This window comes from Actinosynnema sp. NPDC050436, from assembly GCF_040655415.1.
GTDB lineage: Bacteria > Actinomycetota > Actinomycetes > Mycobacteriales > Pseudonocardiaceae > Actinosynnema.
The window spans coordinates 661,312-679,394 of the sequence record NZ_JBFAJV010000003.1; the positions used below are offsets into that span (position 1 = coordinate 661,312).

Consider the following 18,083-nt stretch of genomic DNA (forward strand, 5'->3'; position numbering starts at 1 on the left):
GTTGCTCACGTTGACTGCCGTTCACCCCCTCATGGAAGGGTTGGCCCATGACTTCTCCCCGCACCGAGACGCTCTCGCTCACCGACGGCCGCACGCTCCGGCTCACCGTCGCCGAGCCGGAGAACGTCGTGCGCGGCGGGCTCGTCGTGCTGCACGAGGCGCGCGGCGTGACCGACACCGTGCGCGGTCTGGTGAGCGGCCTCGCCGCCGAGGGGTGGCTGGCCGTCGCCCCGCACCTCTACCGGGGCGGCGAGGACGAACCGGCCGACGCCGAGGAGCAGGCCGGCGAGCTGTCCGGCGAATCCGTGCTGGCCGACACGGACGTCGCGTTCGTGTGGCTGGGGCAACAGGGCGTGAGCGCCGACCGGCTCGGTGTCATGGGCTTCGACCTGGGCGGATCGGTGGCGATGGTGGTTGCGGGAAGCCGAAGCATCGGCGCGGCGGTCACCGTCGGTGGCGGCGGCATCTCCGAACAGCTCTCCGACGGGCTGCCGTCGCTGGTGGACGTCGCCGAGGAGCTGGCGTGCCCGTGGCTCGGCCTCTACGGCGACGACGACGAGAAGATCCCGTTCGGCGACGTGGAGAAGCTCCGCGACGCGGCGGCGGCGGCACCGGTCGCCACGGACGTCGTCCGGTTCCGCGACACCAGCCACCGGTTCGACACCACGCCGGAGGCGAGTGCCGAGGCGTGGCAGCGGGCGCTGAACTGGTTCGACTCGCACCTGAGGTGATCGGCTGGGGGATCGGCCACCCACTGGCGGTAGAGAGTCTTTCCAGCGGCTTGGAACCAGACGGCCTTCCCGGTACATCTAAGGAGAGCGTCCGGTACGCCGGTGCGGACGCTGCTGGGTAACGCGCGGCGCGGCTGCGGCGACGACCGCAGTGCAGGGGGTAATGATGAGCAACGGCAACACCGTTCCACTGACACAGCCCGCAGCGGTCTCCACACCGCACCCGGTGCAGGCTGTCGACACCGCGACGACGCAGGTGATCACACCGGACGTGCTGCCACCGCTGGTGCCGCCCGGTCCACCCGTCGTGGCCGCCCCCGACCACTACACCGCGACGCCGTTCCCGCCGGGCGTGCCCGCGCCGGGCTCGGCCGTGCCGCCGGCACCCGCACCCGGAGGGCCGTTCGGCACGCCCCCCGCCGACGCGAGCCCCGTGCCGCTGCCGGGGACGTTCGTGCCGCCGGGAACGCCCGCGCACGGCACGCCCGTCGACACCGGCGCGGCGCTCCCCGGCGCAGGTGCCCCGATTCCGGCTGCGCCCGCTCCCGGTGCGCCTGTTGCCGGTGCGCCCGTTCCGGGTGCGCCTGTGCCGAGTGCTCCTGCGCCCGGTGCCGCCGTTCCGGGTGCTCCTGGGGGCGCTGGTGCCGGAGACCCCGCCGGCGGAGTTCCGATCACCGGGGGTCCCGCCGCCGGGGTCCCGATCGCCGGAGGTCCTGCCGCCGGGGGTCCCGCTGCCGGAGGTCCGGCGGGTGGCGACCCCGCCGCGCCCCAGGTCGTGCCCCCGGACCCGGCCTCGACCCAGGTCGTCACGCCCGACCCCACCGGCACCGCCGCGAGCGGCGCGAACTTCGCCGCCGCCGCGCAGACCGACCTGGCCAAGGCGACCACCGCGCTCGACGCGGTGGACAAGGGGCAGGTGAAGCTCGACCTGGACAAGCAGGCCGTGCTGGACCTGCTGAAGCTGATCACCCAGGCCCGGGGCCTGGTCGACAACGTGCACAGCAAGGCCGTGACCAGCCTGGACGTCGAGCTCCAGTTCGGCCGCAACTGGGTCGGCGAGGCGATCAGCCGGCGGCTGCGCGAGGTGGCGGTCGGCAACGAGGCGTCCGCCGTCAGCGTGATCGGCGACTTCATGCAGGTGCTGTTCGAGGTCGAGGAGACCATCCGCGACGCGGCGCGCAACCTCGAAGACGCCGACGACGACGCGGCGAACGCCTTCAACTCGGCTGGGGAGGTCAAGGGCTCGTGAGCGACGACAGGCGCGGCGGCCGTGGGCACGGCGGCAACCACGGCGGCGACCACGGTGGTGGCAATCATGGGAACGGCAACCACCACGGTGGCGGCAACGAGGAGCACCACGAGCCGCCGCCCAGCAGGCTCGACGAGAAGGTCGACTGGATGTCGTTCTCGCACCAGGCCCTCTACGACATGGTGCACACCGGCGTCGACCTGAAGGCGGCCGGTTCCGCGCAGGCGGACTGGGCCATGGTCGGCAAGGCGCTGGACGAGGTGCAGGGCCTGCTCGCCAAGGCGATCACCCAGTCGCAGCAGGCGTGGTCCGGCGAGTCCGCCGAACGGGCCCGCGAGGCGCTGGTCTCGGTGGAGAAGTGGGCGCTCAACACCAGCGGCCACGCCGACAACGTCGCCAAGTGCATCGGCGAGGAGATCCAGCACGTCGAGACCGCGCGGCAGATGATGCCCGCGCCCTCGCCCGCGCCGCCCACCGTCGACCCGGTCACCGGGGGCGGCACGCCGCCCGTGGCAGGCCAGCCCGACACCCGCGCCGCGCTGGTCCAGCAGCAGCCCGCGTTCCGCGTGCCGGGGAACCACGGCGTGCAGCAGCAGTTGATGGCCGAGGACGCGGGCGGGGCCGCCAGTCGGCCGCTGGGCTTCCGCGCCACCTCGCCGGTCGCGCCCAACAGCCCGTTCACCGGCTTGGAGAACGTGGCCGCGCCGGTCGTCGACTCGGTGGTGGCGGCCGACGCCACGCACCGGCAGGCGGCCGAGGTGATGGCCCTGTTCCAGCAGAACTCCTACGCCGTCGACCGCACCGTGCCGTCGTTCAGCCCGCCGACCAACCCGGTCGCGCCCCCGACCCCGCCGCCCGTCGTCGTGACGCCCCACCCGGTCGCGCCGCCGCCGGTGCCGGACGGCGGCCCGGTCGTGGTCAACCCGAACCAGAACCAGCCCGCGCGGCCGGAGCGCGGCGCGACCACCCCGTCCCAGGGCCGGGGTGGCGGCTCCTTCGCCCGGGGCGGGTTCGCCGGCGGGCGCGGCCCGGTGCCCGTGCCGCTCGGTTCCGCCGGCGGCGGCGGTGCCGGCGGCCCCGCCCCGCTCGGTCCGCCCGGGCTGGGCAGCGGCGCGGTCGTCAACGAGCGCTCGGCCGGCGGCAGCCCCGGCGGCGTGACCAGCCAGTTCCAGGCGCCCAAGTCGGTCACGCCGCAGCACGGCATGATCGGCGCCGCCCCGATGGCCGCGCCGCCGCCCGTGGGGTCGGCGCCCGGCGGCAGCGAGCGCAACCGGCCGGGGTACCTGGAGGACGACGACAACGTGTTCGGCGTGGACCGCAAGGCAGCGCCGCCGGTGATCGGCCTGTGACCGAGCGCGTCTTCCGGCTCAGCGAACTGGAGTTCTTCCTGCTCTGGCAGGCGGTGCACCGCGACGCCCACCCGGTCCCGCTCGGCACCAGGCACCACGGGCACACCCAGCGGGAGCGGGCGCGGTTGGTCGAGACCGCGTCCCGCGACCTGTTCGCCCGGGGGCTGGGCACCGTCCAGCGGCCCGACGAGGAGCTGTACGGCGTCCTGCGCGGCCTGGCGGAGTTCGAGGTGGGCCTGGAGGTCGTGTTCACCCTCAACGGCCGCCAGGCCCGGGGCCTGGCCACGGCGGCGTGGCACGGGGCGTTCGCGGGCCGGCTCGGCGACCAGGTCCAGGTGACCGGCTTCCGCCCCACCGCCCTCGCCGCCAAGACCGTCTCCACCCTGCCCGCCGCGCCGCCCGGCACCGGCCGCTCGGTGAACGTCCGGTGGGACGACTACCTGGCGGCGGGCCGCGCCGGCGTCGACGACGGCACCGAGGGCTTCCTCGACGTGCTGCGCGGCGTCGGGATGCGCGAGCCCGAGATGAACACCCTGATGCGCGCCGTGACCAGCCGCAGCGGCGGCGGCCAGGTGGGCGTGATCGCCCGCAACCGCGCCGGCTACCTGCACCCGACCGGGGCCGCGATCTCGTGGCTGGACACCGCCGAGGGCCGGTACCTGGTGCGCCGGAACGACGCGTGGCTGGTGGTCGCGCCGACCGACGCGGCCCGCCTCACCTCCGCCGTGGACGAGCTCGTCGCGGCGGCCGGCCGCACCCGGTAGGGGCGTCCGACTATCGGACCTCCTCGAATGTGTGTTTTGCGACTGTGGTTCCGCGCGGTGTTATGAGCTAGGAACGCAGGTATGACCGACACGCGTGCCGGCACCGTCGCCGGCGAGGCAGAGCTGCTGTGGCGTCCGCGCCCCGACCGGGTGGCCGACAGCCGCCTGGCGGCGTTCCGCTCGTGGCTCGCGGCGGAGAAGGGCCTGGAGTTCCCCGACCACACCGCGCTGTGGGAGTGGTCGGTCGCCGAGCTGGAGTCGTTCTGGGGTGCCCTCGCCGAGTTCTTCGAGGTGGTGTTCCACAGCGAGCCCACCGCCGTGCTCGCCGAGCGGGTGATGCCCGGCGCGCGGTGGTTCCCCGGCGCGACGCTGAACTACGCCGAGCACGCGCTGCGCCGCGACGGCGACGACCTCGCCGTCGTGTTCCACCGCGAGGACGGGCTCGCCACCCGGCTCACCTACCACGAGCTGCGCCGGCGGGTGGCCGCCGTGCGGGCCGGCCTGGTGGCGTCGGGCGTGCGGCGCGGCGACCGGGTCGTGGCGCTGGTGCCGAACTCGCCCGAGGCCCTGGTCGCGTTCCTGGCGACCGCGTCGCTCGGTGCCGTGTGGTCGTCGTGCTCGCCGGACTTCGGCGCGCGCGCCGTCGCCGACCGGTTCACCCAGATCGAGCCGACCGTGCTGGTCGCCGTGGACGGGTACCGGTACAACGGGCGCGGGTTCGACGTGCGGCCGACCGTCGAGCAGCTCCGGGCCGCCATCCCGTCGCTGAAGGCCACCGTGCTGATCGACTACCTCGGCGGCACCCTGCCCGGCGCGGTGGCGTGGGACGCGCTGCTCGCCGAGCACGCCGACGCCGAGCTGGAGTTCGAGCCGGTCCCGTTCGACCACCCGCTGTGGGTCCTGTACTCGTCGGGCACCACCGGGCTGCCGAAGGGGATCGTGCAGGGGCACGGCGGGATCGTGCTGGAGCACCTGAAGATGCTCGCCCTGCACAGCGACCTGGGACCGGGGGACCGGTTCTTCTGGTACACCACGACCGGCTGGATGATGTGGAACTTCCTGGTGTCCGGCCTGCTGGTCGGCACCACGGTCGTCCTGTTCGACGGCAGCCCGGCGCATCCCGACATGGCCGCCCTGTGGCACCTGGCCGAGCAGCACCGGGTGACGTACTTCGGGACGTCCGCGCCGTACATCCAGTCGTGCCTGAAGGAAGGGCTGCGGCCCGCTGAGCGCTACGACCTGACCGCGCTGCGGGTGGTCGGCTCCACCGGGGCACCGCTGAGCCCGGAGGGGTTCAGGTGGATCGCCGACGCCGTCGGCGAGGACGTGCAGATCGCGTCCGTGTCCGGCGGCACGGACCTGTGCACCGCGTTCGTCGCGGCGTCCCCGGACCTGCCGGTGTGGCTGGGCGAGCTGTCCTGCCGGGCGCTGGGCGCGTCCGTGCACGCGTACGACGAGCAGGGCCGGCCGGTCGTGGACCAGGTCGGTGAGCTGGTGATCACCGAGCCGATGCCGTCCATGCCGGTGTTCTTCTGGGGCGACGACGACGGCACGAGGCTGCACGAGGCGTACTTCGACACGTACCCCGGCGTGTGGCGGCACGGCGACTGGATCCGGATCACGCCGAGGGGCTCGGCGGTCATCTACGGCCGCAGCGACTCGACGTTGAACCGGGGCGGTGTCCGCATGGGCACCAGCGAGTTCTACCGCGTGGTCGAGGGACTGCCCGGCGTGGCCGACTCGCTGGTGATCGACACGTCCGGCGCGGGCCAGTCGGACGGCGAGCTGCTGTGCTTCCTGGTGCTGGAGGACGGCGTGGCGCTGGCGGACCTGGAGCCGGCGCTGAAGAAGGAGCTGAGGACCAACCTGTCCCCCCGCCACGTCCCGAACCGGTTCGTGGCCGTGGCCGAGATCCCGAGGACCCTCAACGGCAAGAAGTGCGAGGTCCCGGTCAAGAAGATCCTGGCCGGCACCCCGCCGGACCAGGCCGTGAGCCGGGACGCCCTGCGCAACCCGGACGCGCTCACCCCGTTCCTGACCCTGGCCGAGAGCTGATCGCGACTGATCGGGATCCGGTGGCGAGACGTGCGCCACATCAAGTCGTCCTGAACCCCCGATGAACACCCTCTTCACCCCACCTGACCAGCGAGGACGGGGTGAAGAGGGGGGCGTTTTGCCACCAGAGCACCGACCTGTGTAACCTATGCGTCGTAGCCGAGGGCTCCGGGAGGCTTCGCCTAGTCTGGTCTATGGCGCCGCACTGCTAATGCGGTTTGGGTTCACCCCCATCCCGGGTTCAAATCCCGGAGCCTCCGCAACACCCCGCTTCGGCGGGGTGACAACTGAAGATCGATGCGCTCGTAGCTCAACGGATAGAGCATCTGACTACGGATCAGAAGGTTGCAGGTTCGAATCCTGCCGAGCGCGCCAGCTCAGAGCCCCTGTGGAGATGTTTCCACAGGGGCTCTGACCGCATTTGTGACCGCAGTTCACTCTTCGGCTGCCTCATCGAACAGCACGCCCATGCGGTCGACCGCATCCCGCTGCACGGTCTCGATGACCTCGATGTAGGTCTCGGTGGTGACCGTGATCGAACTGTGTCGAAGGATGCGCTGCACCGTCGCGGCGTCCACGCCCATGGCGAACAAGATCGTGGCCGCCGTGTGCCGCATGTCGTGAACCCGGATCACCCGGACGCCCGCCTTGTGGCACAGGGCCTCGAACGTCCGGTTGACGTTGCGGGGCTCGATCGGCGTGCCCTTGGGCGTGGTGAAGACCAGGCCCGTGTCGGGCCACCGGTCGCCGACGGCCAGGCGGTCACCGGCCTGGTGCGCCTTGTGCCGCCGCAGCACGGCGACCAGGGGAGCGGGCAGCGGGATCGTGGCTTCGGAGGACTCCGTCTTGACCGCCTCAAGCACCAGCTTGCCGTCAACCCGGTGGAGCGCCTGAGCGATCGTGACCCGCCCTTCCACCAGGTCGAGGTCTTCCCAGCGCAGCCCCAACGCCTCACCGCGCCGCAGCCCGATCCCCAGCCCGACCGCCCACAGCGCGTAGAGCCGATGATCCTTGACCACGGCCAGGAACTTCGTCGCCTCCTCCACCTTCCAGGCCCGAGGCTTCCGCTTGGCCGCTTTGGGCGGCTTGACGAGCGTTGCCACGTTGCGAGTGAGGAAGTCCTCTTCGATCGCGTCGTTCAAGGCGGCCCGCATGAGCCTCAGCAGGTAGCGGAGGCTTGCGGGAGCGGGGACGGAATTGCAGCACTCCTTCGGCTGCTTGGCGCAGCAGCGCGGCTTTCGGCCCGGCTTCTCCGACCATTTCGCGTCTTTGCCCTGCGCACAGCACTGGCACGACTTGCCCACCGTGCTGAGCCAGGAGCGGATGTGCTGGGCGGACAACTCCTTGAGTTTCTTCTTGCCCAGGCCCGGAAGGATGTAGAGCCGGGTCAGCCCTTCGTAGGAGACGAACGTGGTCCGCCGAACCGAAGGTTCCGCGATCTCCGTCAGCCAGTACTTGAAGTACTCCGCGACCGTGAGCGTGGTGGTTGCCACCGGAACACCCCTGCGATTGGCATCCTGAAGCGTGATCTTCTTGGCGTTGCACTCCTCCCAGGACTTCCCGTAGACACTCGTGCGCTTCCACTGGCCGTCAGGGGTCTGCACGAAGACCTGAGCCTCGTAGCGGCCGTCCTTGCGCTGTTTGATTGTTCCTTCGCCGTTCGCCCTGCGACCCATCAGGCCACCTCCCCGAGCAGCGAGCCAAGGTAGGCGTCCAAGGCCGCGCGAGAGACCCGGCGGCACCGACCGACCTGGACCGACTGAAGTGCCCCGTCCCAGATCAGCCGGTAGACCGTCCACCGGCTGACTGACAGGACATCGGCGACCGCTTGCACTGACAAGAGTTGTTGCTTGGACATGATTTCCCCCAGTTGATCAGGCTGCTCGCGGAGTTGCCGAAAGATCTGGTGGCGCTTCGCCGGCTGCCAGGAGTGCGCGGTCGTATTCGGCTTTCCACGTGACACGTTGTGCGATGGCGTGCATGAGCAGGTGCGCGCGTGGTGGCACGTTGGGGTCGCCGGGTTTGACCTTGTGCCAGGTCAGGTGCGAGGTGTCGCGTTCGGGCTTCTCGATGCCCACGGCCTTGAGGGCTTCGAGAACGAACCGCTTGCGGTCGGCCCGGTGGTCGGCGAGCGTCTTACCGGACCACTTCCGCGAGACCAGGACCCGCCGGCCGGGCAGGCCGAGGGTCGTTCGGCGGTGTGCCCGCCCCTTGCAGTGGCCGGGGACCGTGCGGGAGCTGGCGGAGCGTGGTTGGACGCCGTAGAGCAGCCAGACCGCGCACCGGTCCGAGCACGGCGTCACGGCCAGCTCGTCGGCCAGGCGGTCCGCGTGCCTGCGTTGCCGCTCAGTGGTCTGCGAGACGACTTCGCCGATGGACTTGGTCAGGTACTTGGTGAGGTAGCCGATATGGCGTCCGGCCTCTTCGGTGCCGCCAAGGATCCCCTTGGAGTGCACCTGACGTCCGAACCGCACCACGTGCGCCGGTTCCTCAGCGGCCGACACCGCGTCGTCCCACGCCGTCAGAGGGCGCCGGGAATCGGAGTCCACGAACACCGCCCGATCCGCGTCCCAGACCGGCAGCCGCTCACCGTCGTAGACGCGCTCGTCGTGGTTGGGCCACCACACCTGGTGGTAGGTGGCCGCCGTGACCAGCCGCACCGTCTCGTGCGGAATCGAGCCCCGGAACGCGGCGTGCAGGTGCGGCGCGGCCCGACGCTGGGGTTCGACCGTGGCGAAGTACTGGACCTCCCAGCCGGCCACGCGCCGCAGGTTCTGCCACCACCGGTCGACCAGGGACGCGAAGTGCACCGCGTCCCGGGCAGCCCGCCGGTAGTCGTACGTGTCCGGGTCGACCGGTGTCCCGTCGTCACGCACACGCCCGTAGCTGTCCAGGGTGAGCGTGACGAACATGGAGGGCCGGTAGCCGCCCGCGTACTCCCGGCCCACCGTCCGCTTTTCCACGCGCCGCCGGGGCAGCTCCGGCGCGTCCTGCCGCCGCCTGGTCGACCGCTTCACCGGCCGCTTCCCCGGTGCGTCCGGGGAGGGAAACCGGCCCCGGACGCCGAGTTGCCGAAGTTCCTCATCGACTCCGTGGATCTCTTCACGCAGCTCGTCCGCGTCGCCCGCAGCGCCGGCGGTGACCGCGTCCCGGTACGCCTTGACCAGGTCCGCCCGGAACGTCAACAGCTCCTTCTGGTCCCCGGTCGGCGGGTCGGGCGTGAAGTCGGGTTCCTCGGTCAGGTGCCAGCCCTCACGGCACTGCGCCATCCGCAACGCCTTCGCCTTCCGCGCACACGGCTTACAGACACTCTCGACAGTCGACCCGCACGGCACCGCCACGTACCGGACCTCGAACGCTTCCCGGTCCTCCACTTCCATCGTGAACGGCCGCACGCACACCCCGTGCTGTTCAGCCGCAGCCTTGGCCACGTCGAGCGCCATCGGCTGACGCATCCGCTCCGCCCGTGTGCCCGTCATGCCGCCACCCCCTCAGCGCCACCGGGCAGGCCCGGGAACGGCCGCACCTCAGCCGGCCGGAAGTAGTCCCGCAACACCGCAAGGTCGGAGTCGGTGACGTGGAAGGCCCGAGCCCGCTCCGGCTCCCGCTGCCCGTCCTGCTTCACCCACGCGACACCAGGCGTGCTCTCACCGATCTCATGCGCAGCCGCCCCACGCTGACGGACCCCGTCCCCCAGCACCATGTCCACCTGGCCCGGCTCATCCAGCCGCAGCGCGACCCGAGTCGTGAACAAGTGCCGGAACGACACCACTTCCTTGCGCGGGTCCTGAACCAGCCCCAGCAGCACATACCCAGGTGCCCGCCCCTGAGAGGCGATCGTCTGGACCGCCCGAGCCGCCCGCTCCCGAAGCTGCCTATCGGGCTGGTAGGCGATGACGTCCGCGAGTTCGTCCACGACCAGGACCGTCAACGGTTCCCCGGAGTCCCGAGCCCACAGCCGCCGAATGCCCCGGTACCGCGAAGCCCGTTCCTTGACCTCGGTAGCCACCTCTTCCAGCAGTTCGACCGCGTCAGCGCCGTTGTCGAACACCAACCGGTCGAAGGCGTCCGGGCACTGCCCCAGCTCCATACCGCCCTTGGGGTCGATCCCCACCAGGCGCACGAGCCCGGCCCGGACCGCCGGCGCGAGCTGCCACACCAACGACCACAACACCGACCCCTTGCCCGCACCAGGCACACCGACCACGAGCACCTGAGACCCGAGCAACCGCACCCGCCACGGCCTACCGGTCTCCGTCCGCCCGACCACCACCCGCTTGAGGTCCACGTCGGAACCGTCCAGCGCTGGCACGACCACCGGCCGGGCCAGCGGATCGGAGTGCACGAAATCCAGTTCAAGCAACCGCGGCTTCAACACCCGAACCCGGCACGACCGCGCCCGGAACGAGTGCGCCAACGCGTCGCGCCGCAGCTCCCACGCCTCCGGTGACTGGGCAGGCACCATCCGGACCCGAACCCGATCCCGCCACCCCTCGGACCGCACCCGCCGCAACCGAGGCCGGTACTCACGCCCCCGATCCCGCTTCGCCAACTCCGCGAGCCGCATCACCGACCGCCACCGAGGCACGTACACCGTCGCCCGCCGCCACTCCGTCACCACACGGAACCAGCACCACCGCAGAAACGACTCCCGCCCCAACCCGGCCCAGATCGTCAACCCCGCCGTGACCGACAGCAGCGCCAACACCAGGACCGACAGCCCGAACCGCGACGAGCACCAGGCCGCCAGACACGGCACCCACACCGCCACCGGATACCGGACGGCGACGAGCACCAGGCGCACGAAGCCGACCACCAGCAGCCACGCCAACGCCACCAGGGCCGCCAGCCACTTCGCCTTGCCCGGCACCAACACCCACCACGGCACCCGAGGCCGAACACCCTCGAACGGAGCCGGATCGACCCACTTGCCGCCGTTCACCGCGCACCACCCGAGGACGCGAAGATCAGCGACAACCACCCCAGGCAGGCACAGCAGGCGAGCTGATTCGGCGCGTAGACCCCGAACCGCTTGCACCGCGAACACCGCCGCCAGTTGGGCAACTTCCACACACTCACCGGAGGTCGACTTGACGCGCGGACCCCCGCAGCCCGTACCCTTGACATGACCGCAACCCCTTGTGCGCCAACAAAAGCGCGCGAGAAACCCGGTCGGTGTGTCGTCGGGGAACAGGCTCAGCCCGCCAAGACTCGGGCCTGTTTCCCGCGACCACCAACAGGTGTCGGATAAACGTTCAGTTGTGCCGACGACACAGGGCGGGTACCAGCCAGCACCCGCCCCGAACCGTCCGCGTCAGTCGTCGCCCTCGAACCAGGCCGACCAGATGTCCACAGCCTCAGGCGTGATCCGGTAGAAGCACCACCGGGGCAGCCCGTCCCGCCGCAACTCCGCCCGCCGATCGACGTGCCCGGCTGCCAGAAGATCCCGACAGGCCATGCTCACGGTCGCGGCCGAGTGGCCAGCCGCCGAAGCGATCTCAGCGAGCTTCCACTCCCGGCCCACTCCGTCAACCAGCACTTCGGCCACGCGTTCCAACGTGGAGAACGAGTAGCCGGCCGAGAAACCCCAAGCCTGCTCGTCGGCGCTCAGTCGCGCGTTCAAGACCTTGGTCAGCGCCAACGTGGGCTCACGCACCGGGTGCAGCAGCGAGCCGCCGAGCTTCGTCCGACGATCACGCCACACCGCCACACCTTCCGGCGTCAACCGGTAGAGGTACCGATGCCACGCCGAGCCGCCGCCCGGCCCCGCGTCCCGGATCGTCAAGTGCCCCAACGCTTCCAGGTCGCGGCACACCGCTCGGATGGACGTGTGGTTCAGCGTCGCCGCCGTCCTCAACTCCTGAAACGACGACTCCACGTCCGACCGCGCCAACAACAGCTCAACCACTGTCGCGCACGCCCGACCCGAGTACCCGGCCCGGTAGAGCCGTTCCAACGGCAACCCGCCCTTGACCACCTGGCGGAGTGTCCGCCTACGCCCGGTGATCCTCCGCTTCACGGTCGCCACCGCCCCCGCGCCCTCGACCATCCGACGACGTCCGCCGGTTGGGCAGCTCGATCGCCTCACCCTTCCTGCGCTCCCGAGTGATCCAGTACTGCGTCTCGTGGTGGTGAGCCCGATCAACCTCCGCGATCCGCTCGTAGACCTTCACGCTCTGCTCGTAGAACGCCTTCCACTCGGACGGAGCGGCATCGGGTGCGGGCACCAACTTGCCCACCTCCGCGTGCGCTTCTCCCAGGGTTCCCGCAGCCATGGCCGCTGCCCACAGTTCGGACTTCCTGCTCTTCGCCTTGTTCATCCCGTGCCCTTGTCCGGCTCGGTCGGATTCACCCGGCGCAGCTCCATCTGAGCCCGCCGATCGAACTCCTCCGCAGCAACGGAGCAGGCGTGACGAGCCCACAAGGGCACCGCCAGATCAGCAGCCAAGATCCGCCACGCCACCGCCACCGCCGCGTACCCCTCAGCCAACCGATGCACCGTCGCCGCCTCACCCGAGGTGGACGCCGCGAACATGGCTTCGGTCTGCGCCGCGTACGCGAGATTCCAACGGGCGACCGCCTCACGCGACGGCCGCGCCCCGGTCACGCCGCCTTCTGCTCACCCTGCGAGGGCTTCTCGCCCGACCGCCGAGGAGCAGCCGCACCGGTCGACGGCGACGTGATCCCCGTAGCCCGAAACGTGAACCCTTGGTACTTGTACCGCTCGCCCATGACGCGCGGCTCCACGGTCAGCCCCTCGAACGCCACCGGCCGCACCTCAAGACCAGGCATCACCTGCACGGCCTGCGGCGGCACCGGCTGCACGTCCGCCAGGACAACCACCGTCACCGACGCGTCGCGCTCCTTCTCGGCGGACGGGTCGGTCACCACGACCTTCCACTGACGCTTGCCCGTGCGCTCGTCAACGCGCTGCTTGGCCTGCTTGCCGCGCCCCTTGTCCTCAGCGCTCATGTACTCCATGTCCGGCGCGACCTCGCCGACCATCAGCGCCCCACGGGAAACACCTGGTCAAACGAAGCTTCGAACCGAGTTCCGTACGGAACCGCCATGCCCAACCACCTCCGCTACCTGGCTAGCCCGCCTGTACGAGCTAGACAGGTCACAAAGTAAGTCAGCCTGGCTAGACAAGTCAAGCGGCATGGTGGCGTCGTGACGTTTCCGCAGGTGAGCTAGCTCTCTAGGCGAGCTAGACAGGTTGGACCTGGCGCTGCAACCATGGATGGACGCATTCAACGGTGCGTGCGCACGCGCAACACTTGCACCCATGCAAGCAACTAGCTTGCGTGCAAGCTAGCCCACAGGAGTAGCGATGGCCTTGGACCCGGACGACCCGCGACCGCCCTACGTGCAGGTGGCGAATGCTCTACGGGCCGCCATCCTGACCAAGGTCTTCAAGGCCGGGGACAAGCTCCCCTCACGCGCCGAGCTGGCCAAGAAGTACGACGTAGCCCCCATGACCGTGCAGAACGCCCTACGCGAGCTGCGCGACGAGGGCCTGATCGTGTCCAGGCAAGGCAGCGGCGTCTTCGTCAGAGAACGAACAGAGCGCCCCATCGGCCTGCGCCCCCACATCGAACGGGCCTTCGAGCAGGACCACGTCACGATCGACTTCGCCGGCTTCTCCGGCGAAACCCTCCACGGCGTCCTACAGGAACCACTGGACAAGATCCGCATCGGACGCCTCACCCCGCAGGCACTCCACGTCCGAATCCTGGTCCCGGACCCCACCGTCCCGTGGACGGTCCCCTGCACCGTCGAAGACCGAGCCGACAGCCCCGCCTTCCGCGAACGCGCAGCCGAGATCATGCGCCGCCACACCCTCGCCATCCTCGACAACGTCACCGAGCTGGGCGCACTCGGCCTGGTCAAGGACGCCACCGCAGAAATCCGAGTCCACCCCGCCGCCCCACTCTTCAAGCTCTACCTCATCAACAACAACGAAGCCTTCTTCGGCTTCTACCCCGTCCGCGAACACGTCCTCTCACTAGGCGGCCAACCCCAAGCCATCTACGACCTCATGGGCAAAGACGCCATCCTCTTCCACCACAGCACCACCGACGACGACACCAGCACCGGCAGCCAATACGTCGACCAAGCCCGAACATGGTTCGACAGCCTCTGGAGCACCATCGCCACGGAGTACGAGCGACAGACGATGAGAGGTTAACCCAATGGCAGCCCGCGCCAATACGCTCCAAACCCTTCTTGACGAAACCGAAAATCTTCTTCTAGACTTCGATGGGCCAATATGTACCCTCTTTTTCGGAATTCAGGCCCACCATGTGGCCGACCAACTAAGAACGATACTTTCAGACAGCCAGTGCGGCCCGCTCCCTGCAGAACTAGACAAAACCGAAGATCCATTTGAGATCTACAGATTTGCTGCAAAATTGGACGCCGATCAGTTCCATTATATTGCAAATGCCATGCGGGCACATGAAATCGAGGCCGCCACGTCAGCGCTTCCAAACCTAGGGGCGCACCGGGCGCTGTCCATCTGGGCAGAGAGTGTCGGCCGGGTTGCTATCGTGACCAACAATTCAGCAGAATCCGTGAAAGTCTACCTCGCGATCCATCAATTGGACACTCATGTGACAACGATTGTCGGCCGCGACGATTCCAACTCCGGCCTGCTCAAGCCAGACCCTCACCCTGTCTGCCACGCAATTGCCGAACTGGGAGGCACATCGAACAACACTGTTTTCGTCGGGGACTCCGTCTCCGATATTCAAGCTGCCATCTCTGCCAACGTCAAGTCAATCGGGTTCGCAAACAAGCCCGGAAAGGCTGAATCGCTCACAGTGGCAGGCGCGGACTTCATCACCACTGAAATGACGACCATTTCAAAATATGCGGGCTACTTCAACGATGCCGTACAGCATACGTTGCAGTGGGCCGCAACAGTTGAGCAGCAGGCAAGGAGAATCCAAGATAACACCACGCCGAGTCAGATATCAATACAACAGAACGATGCAAATCTCCTAATACTAGCCTTGCGCAATGTCATACGCGCGGCTAAGTTCGCGCAGTCCAGGACAAGAGACCCCGGTCTCAGGGAGCGGATCAGCACTGCTCTCGCCAACTTCAACGTTGCCTTGCCCAATGCCGTCGCGATTCGTGACGTCCTCGAACACTTCGACGACTACAGCATGGGGGCGGGGCGGCAGCAACGAACTGGCGCAATTTCAACCGACTCTCCATTCCAATCCGCACACTTCGAGCGCTCATCTGATGGATACGTTGTCAACCTGGGCAGCTTGAGCATTGACGTTGCCATTGCCCGCAGAGAAGCTTGGCGTTTGGCGTACGTCGTCTCAGGGATTGACGATCAAGAATCACCATAGGCGGGCACCGAAGATCCCCAACGCCACGACAGGATGTATGTCAATCTGCATTCCCCAGATTGACACCGTCCAACAGGCTCTCCACCTTCAGGATAACCGGTTCAAGAATACTGGCCAGATCCAATGGACTGCCCACGCCGTCGACCTCTGCCTCGAAACAAAGCTCGTTAATTCTGCCCACCAAGCCCATGCCTTCGATCCTGATTGGGAACACATCCCGAAATGCAAACGACAACACGGTCTTGACCGCTTCGATCTCCCTGCGCGCAGAGTAACCAGGGAAACCCACAGGCGGACGCAGACCGTGATCGATTCGCACCTCTTTACCTATCTCCCAATAACGTCTTTCACATTGTTCTGCACGTTCTTGAAGATCTCGCAAGCGAGCTTTGCCGACTTCATAGCTTGCGCTGTTTTCCAACTTCTCAAGCGAAGTCAACTGAACATTGGTCAGCCCAGCAGCCTCTTCCGCCCCACTCTGATATCCACTTTCCGACAAAATAATTCCCCGGTCCGCTCCAAGATCCGAAACAATTTCCCTCAGCGCCAGAACATGCAACTTTGAAACAGGTCTCGCCCAGTATTTGCACTCGACCACCCAAAGAAGGTCAAAACCAACATGGCGCGCCCGCACCACCACGTCAATGTCATGTTTGGTTCTAACGCCCTGCAACGTCACATCTGTATCGGCTATCAAGCCAATACTTCGGAAGAATATTGCAGCGGCTTCTTGATACTCTTGCCATGTGCTCATCCAGGCATTATCGCCTGCCACTGCCGAACTTGGCTCTATGGGATCAAGGCGCGCCGCCTGCGGCGGCGCGCGGTCAGGTCCGGCTCACGTTGGCACCGACTCCCCGCATCGCGGCGCGCCGGGCTCCCGCTTCGCTCCGCCCGTCGGCCGCGCGCGGAGTCGGTGCACGTGGCCGGGAGGCGGCGCGCTGGCTCGGGGCGACCGATTGCGAGCTGCTTCCGGCCGCTCCAGGCCGTGACGATCGCGAGACCCCTGAGTTGATCGGGCTGGGCACGGCGATCGGCTGCCGCGACGGCTTCGCCGCCTTGCCATCGAAGTGGTGGTACCGGAGGAGGAGCGTCATGCGCTCGACGGCCATGGCTGGCCACCGGACACCGGCTGAACGTAGCCCGAGGCCGACCGCAGTTGTGACCGCAACGGGATGCCATCGAGGGCTACTTGTGCACCGTCTGCACCAGTGGCAGACGTAGAGGAACGCCTGGTCAGCGTGTTGACCGGTTCCTACGGATCAGAAGGTTGCAGGTTCGAATCCTGCCGAGCGCGCAAGCCCGGAGGCCCTGTGGAGAACGTTCCACAGGGCCTCCGGTCCTATTCGTGGTGCGGTTCACCTGTCGGCATCTCCGCCCGAACGGTGCGCTCCTCCGGATGGCCGCATGTCAGGTGATGATCTCGACCACTCGGGTGGGCACGCGGGTCGCACGAACGCTTGCGCTCACCGACAGTGCCTCAAACTTCCGGTTGTCAAGGTTCGATCGGACTCGGCTACCCGTTGCTGTGGTCGCCGATCCCTCTGAGCCGAACCCAGCCCTCGTCGATCGCGGAACTTTCCTCGTCCGGCGCGCTGCCCTGGCCGATGGTCACTACAGCGGCCGGGTGGGTCGCCACGTACATCGGCAATGAGTCGCACTCGAGTTTGTGGTGAGTGAGACTGAGAGGACCGCGCACCGGACTCCGGACTTCTGTGGAGTAGGTGTAAGGCCCCCAGAGGACGCGTACTCGGTGCAGGCTGCCCTGGTTTTCCTCTGTGGGCAGGATGCGCATCCAGATCGGCCCGACGCAGGCCTGCTCGTGCCAGAACACGTGCCACTCCGCAGGGCGCCTCCGGAAGCGCGTGGCCAATCTGTGCGCGATCCGGTCGGGGCCGATTTTCCAGTCGACGTAAGTCTTGTCCCGTAGGAGCGGAAAAGTGGAGAATACGGATTCTTCGTTATCCACGTCGAATACTGGTATCACCCGGGTGGTGCCCGAGGATATCTCTCCGCTGAGGGCGACGGAGAGTTCCTTGGCGGTCCACCGACGGTCCAGGAAACGTGGAGTTATCAGACACGCCACTAATTCAGCTCTTTCCAGGCCCCAGGCGATGCTCTGCACGAAGTTCTCCCCGTCGCCCAGCTGCACCTCATCCAGCCACGTGCTCACACCGCGCTTTTGCAGTTCCCGGTCCAGCGGTCGGGCGTACTTCTCCTTGTCCGCAGAGGCGTGCGATATGAACACGTCACGTGGGTACACGGCGGTCCTCCGGTATCGGATAGTTGCAGGCTCGCGGTTTCGCTCGGATTCCACCAGGGTATACCCCGGTCGACCGGCAACGGGAGAACAGGAGGCGGCAATGCTTCTCATGGGCGCACTGGGTCTCTGGCAGTTGATCTGGGAGGCGGGTAGCTGGGTCTGGGTCCAGGTCTTTTGACCTGGTAGTGCTGGCCACGGATCACGAAGGTTGCCCAACGAAGTCCGACCCCGGCGGAACGTTCCGCCGGGGCTCTTTCTTCTCGTCAGGACTTGCAATCTTCCCGTGGTGTCACGGAGCGGTCGGTGT

Annotated in this window: 17 protein-coding genes, 2 tRNA genes and 1 pseudogene; 9 read left to right on the plus strand and 11 right to left on the minus strand. The window is 68.0% G+C overall.

Annotated elements, in window-relative coordinates:
* Positions 1–47 precede the first annotated feature (47 nt).
* Entirely contained in the window at positions 48–731 is a 684-nt protein-coding gene (locus AB0I60_RS11610; RefSeq protein ID WP_360728035.1) for a dienelactone hydrolase family protein, read from the plus strand.
* A 324-nt stretch (positions 732–1,055) separates the two neighbouring features.
* Here the strand turns inward: AB0I60_RS11610 and AB0I60_RS11615 are convergent, their stop codons facing one another.
* On the minus strand, positions 1,056–1,226 hold the full coding sequence (locus tag AB0I60_RS11615; RefSeq protein ID WP_360728038.1) for a hypothetical protein: 171 nt from the start codon (positions 1,224–1,226) through the stop codon (positions 1,056–1,058).
* Between the two features lie 280 nt (positions 1,227–1,506).
* On the opposite strand from AB0I60_RS11615, the gene AB0I60_RS11620 reads away from it, so the two are divergent.
* The 6 genes from AB0I60_RS11620 (at position 1,507) to AB0I60_RS11645 (ending at position 6,523) form a co-directional block, all read left to right on the plus strand.
* The gene (locus AB0I60_RS11620) at positions 1,507–1,980 is read left to right on the plus strand and encodes a hypothetical protein (protein ID WP_360728041.1); all 474 of its coding nucleotides are present in this window, start codon (positions 1,507–1,509) and stop codon (positions 1,978–1,980) included.
* Complete coding sequence (locus AB0I60_RS11625; RefSeq protein ID WP_360728043.1) at positions 1,977–3,329, plus strand: hypothetical protein; 1,353 nt, start codon at positions 1,977–1,979, stop codon at positions 3,327–3,329. The genes AB0I60_RS11620 and AB0I60_RS11625 overlap by 4 nt, the downstream gene beginning before the upstream one ends.
* Positions 3,326–4,093 (plus strand): ESX secretion-associated protein EspG, encoded by a 768-nt coding sequence (locus tag AB0I60_RS11630; RefSeq protein ID WP_360728045.1) that lies wholly within the window; start codon positions 3,326–3,328, stop codon positions 4,091–4,093. The genes AB0I60_RS11625 and AB0I60_RS11630 overlap by 4 nt, the downstream gene beginning before the upstream one ends.
* An 81-nt stretch (positions 4,094–4,174) precedes the next feature.
* Positions 4,175–6,148 (plus strand): acetoacetate--CoA ligase, encoded by a 1,974-nt coding sequence (locus tag AB0I60_RS11635; RefSeq protein WP_360728048.1) that lies wholly within the window; start codon positions 4,175–4,177, stop codon positions 6,146–6,148.
* Between the two features lie 171 nt (positions 6,149–6,319).
* A tRNA-Ser gene (locus AB0I60_RS11640) sits at positions 6,320–6,408 on the plus strand.
* Positions 6,409–6,447: 39 nt separating this feature from the next.
* Positions 6,448–6,523 (plus strand) — tRNA-Arg (locus tag AB0I60_RS11645).
* Positions 6,524–6,582: 59 nt separating this feature from the next.
* Here the strand turns inward: AB0I60_RS11645 and AB0I60_RS11650 are convergent.
* From AB0I60_RS11650 to AB0I60_RS11685, 8 genes and pseudogenes are all read right to left on the minus strand, one after another.
* On the minus strand, positions 6,583–7,824 hold the full coding sequence (locus tag AB0I60_RS11650; RefSeq protein WP_360728051.1) for a site-specific integrase: 1,242 nt from the start codon (positions 7,822–7,824) through the stop codon (positions 6,583–6,585).
* Positions 7,824–8,006 carry a helix-turn-helix domain-containing protein gene (locus tag AB0I60_RS11655; protein ID WP_360728053.1) on the minus strand — a complete coding sequence of 61 codons (183 nt, stop codon included), beginning with the start codon at positions 8,004–8,006 and terminating at the stop codon, positions 7,824–7,826. Before AB0I60_RS11655 ends, AB0I60_RS11650 begins: the two co-directional genes overlap by 1 nt.
* A gap of 16 nt (positions 8,007–8,022) precedes the next feature.
* Positions 8,023–9,627: a replication initiator gene (locus tag AB0I60_RS11660; RefSeq protein WP_360728056.1), complete on the minus strand. Its 1,605-nt coding sequence runs from the start codon at positions 9,625–9,627 to the stop codon at positions 8,023–8,025.
* On the minus strand, positions 9,624–11,036 hold the full coding sequence (locus AB0I60_RS11665; protein ID WP_360728059.1) for an FtsK/SpoIIIE domain-containing protein: 1,413 nt from the start codon (positions 11,034–11,036) through the stop codon (positions 9,624–9,626). Before AB0I60_RS11665 ends, AB0I60_RS11660 begins: the two co-directional genes overlap by 4 nt.
* 426 nt (positions 11,037–11,462) lie before the next feature.
* Positions 11,463–12,167: a hypothetical protein gene (locus AB0I60_RS11670; RefSeq protein WP_360728062.1), complete on the minus strand. Its 705-nt coding sequence runs from the start codon at positions 12,165–12,167 to the stop codon at positions 11,463–11,465.
* Positions 12,142–12,468: an AMED_5909 family protein gene (locus AB0I60_RS11675; protein ID WP_360728065.1), complete on the minus strand. Its 327-nt coding sequence runs from the start codon at positions 12,466–12,468 to the stop codon at positions 12,142–12,144. Before AB0I60_RS11675 ends, AB0I60_RS11670 begins: the two co-directional genes overlap by 26 nt.
* Positions 12,465–12,755: a hypothetical protein gene (locus tag AB0I60_RS11680; protein WP_360728068.1), complete on the minus strand. Its 291-nt coding sequence runs from the start codon at positions 12,753–12,755 to the stop codon at positions 12,465–12,467. Before AB0I60_RS11680 ends, AB0I60_RS11675 begins: the two co-directional genes overlap by 4 nt.
* Positions 12,752–13,218: pseudogene (locus AB0I60_RS11685) on the minus strand (hypothetical protein). Before AB0I60_RS11685 ends, AB0I60_RS11680 begins: the two are co-directional and overlap by 4 nt.
* A gap of 260 nt (positions 13,219–13,478) precedes the next feature.
* Between AB0I60_RS11685 and AB0I60_RS11690 the strand changes: the two are divergent.
* Positions 13,479–14,336: a winged helix-turn-helix domain-containing protein gene (locus tag AB0I60_RS11690; RefSeq protein WP_360728071.1), complete on the plus strand. Its 858-nt coding sequence runs from the start codon at positions 13,479–13,481 to the stop codon at positions 14,334–14,336.
* 4 nt (positions 14,337–14,340) lie between these two features.
* A complete protein-coding gene (locus AB0I60_RS11695) occupies positions 14,341–15,513 on the plus strand; it encodes an HAD-IA family hydrolase (RefSeq protein WP_360728074.1) in 1,173 nt (390 codons plus the stop codon).
* Positions 15,514–15,553: 40 nt separating this feature from the next.
* On the opposite strand, the gene AB0I60_RS11700 is transcribed toward AB0I60_RS11695, so the two are convergent.
* Both AB0I60_RS11700 and AB0I60_RS11705 read right to left on the minus strand, forming a co-directional pair.
* Positions 15,554–16,267 (minus strand): restriction endonuclease, encoded by a 714-nt coding sequence (locus tag AB0I60_RS11700; RefSeq protein ID WP_360728077.1) that lies wholly within the window; start codon positions 16,265–16,267, stop codon positions 15,554–15,556.
* A 762-nt stretch (positions 16,268–17,029) separates the two neighbouring features.
* Entirely contained in the window at positions 17,030–17,830 is an 801-nt protein-coding gene (locus AB0I60_RS11705) for a toll/interleukin-1 receptor domain-containing protein (RefSeq protein ID WP_360728080.1), read from the minus strand.
* Between the last annotated feature and the right edge of the window lie 253 nt (positions 17,831–18,083).

Coding starts and splice junctions, on each gene's coding strand:
- AB0I60_RS11610 (WP_360728035.1), top strand. CDS start 48: ATGACTTCTCCCCGCACCGAGACGCTCTCGCTCACCGACGGCCGCACG.
- AB0I60_RS11635 (WP_360728048.1), top strand. CDS start 4,175: ATGACCGACACGCGTGCCGGCACCGTCGCCGGCGAGGCAGAGCTGCTG.
- AB0I60_RS11650 (WP_360728051.1), bottom strand. CDS start 7,824: ATGGGTCGCAGGGCGAACGGCGAAGGAACAATCAAACAGCGCAAGGAC.
- AB0I60_RS11655 (WP_360728053.1), bottom strand. CDS start 8,006: ATGTCCAAGCAACAACTCTTGTCAGTGCAAGCGGTCGCCGATGTCCTG.
- AB0I60_RS11660 (WP_360728056.1), bottom strand. CDS start 9,627: ATGACGGGCACACGGGCGGAGCGGATGCGTCAGCCGATGGCGCTCGAC.
- AB0I60_RS11675 (WP_360728065.1), bottom strand. CDS start 12,468: ATGAACAAGGCGAAGAGCAGGAAGTCCGAACTGTGGGCAGCGGCCATG.
- AB0I60_RS11690 (WP_360728071.1), top strand. CDS start 13,479: ATGGCCTTGGACCCGGACGACCCGCGACCGCCCTACGTGCAGGTGGCG.
- AB0I60_RS11695 (WP_360728074.1), top strand. CDS start 14,341: ATGGCAGCCCGCGCCAATACGCTCCAAACCCTTCTTGACGAAACCGAA.
- AB0I60_RS11700 (WP_360728077.1), bottom strand. CDS start 16,267: ATGAGCACATGGCAAGAGTATCAAGAAGCCGCTGCAATATTCTTCCGA.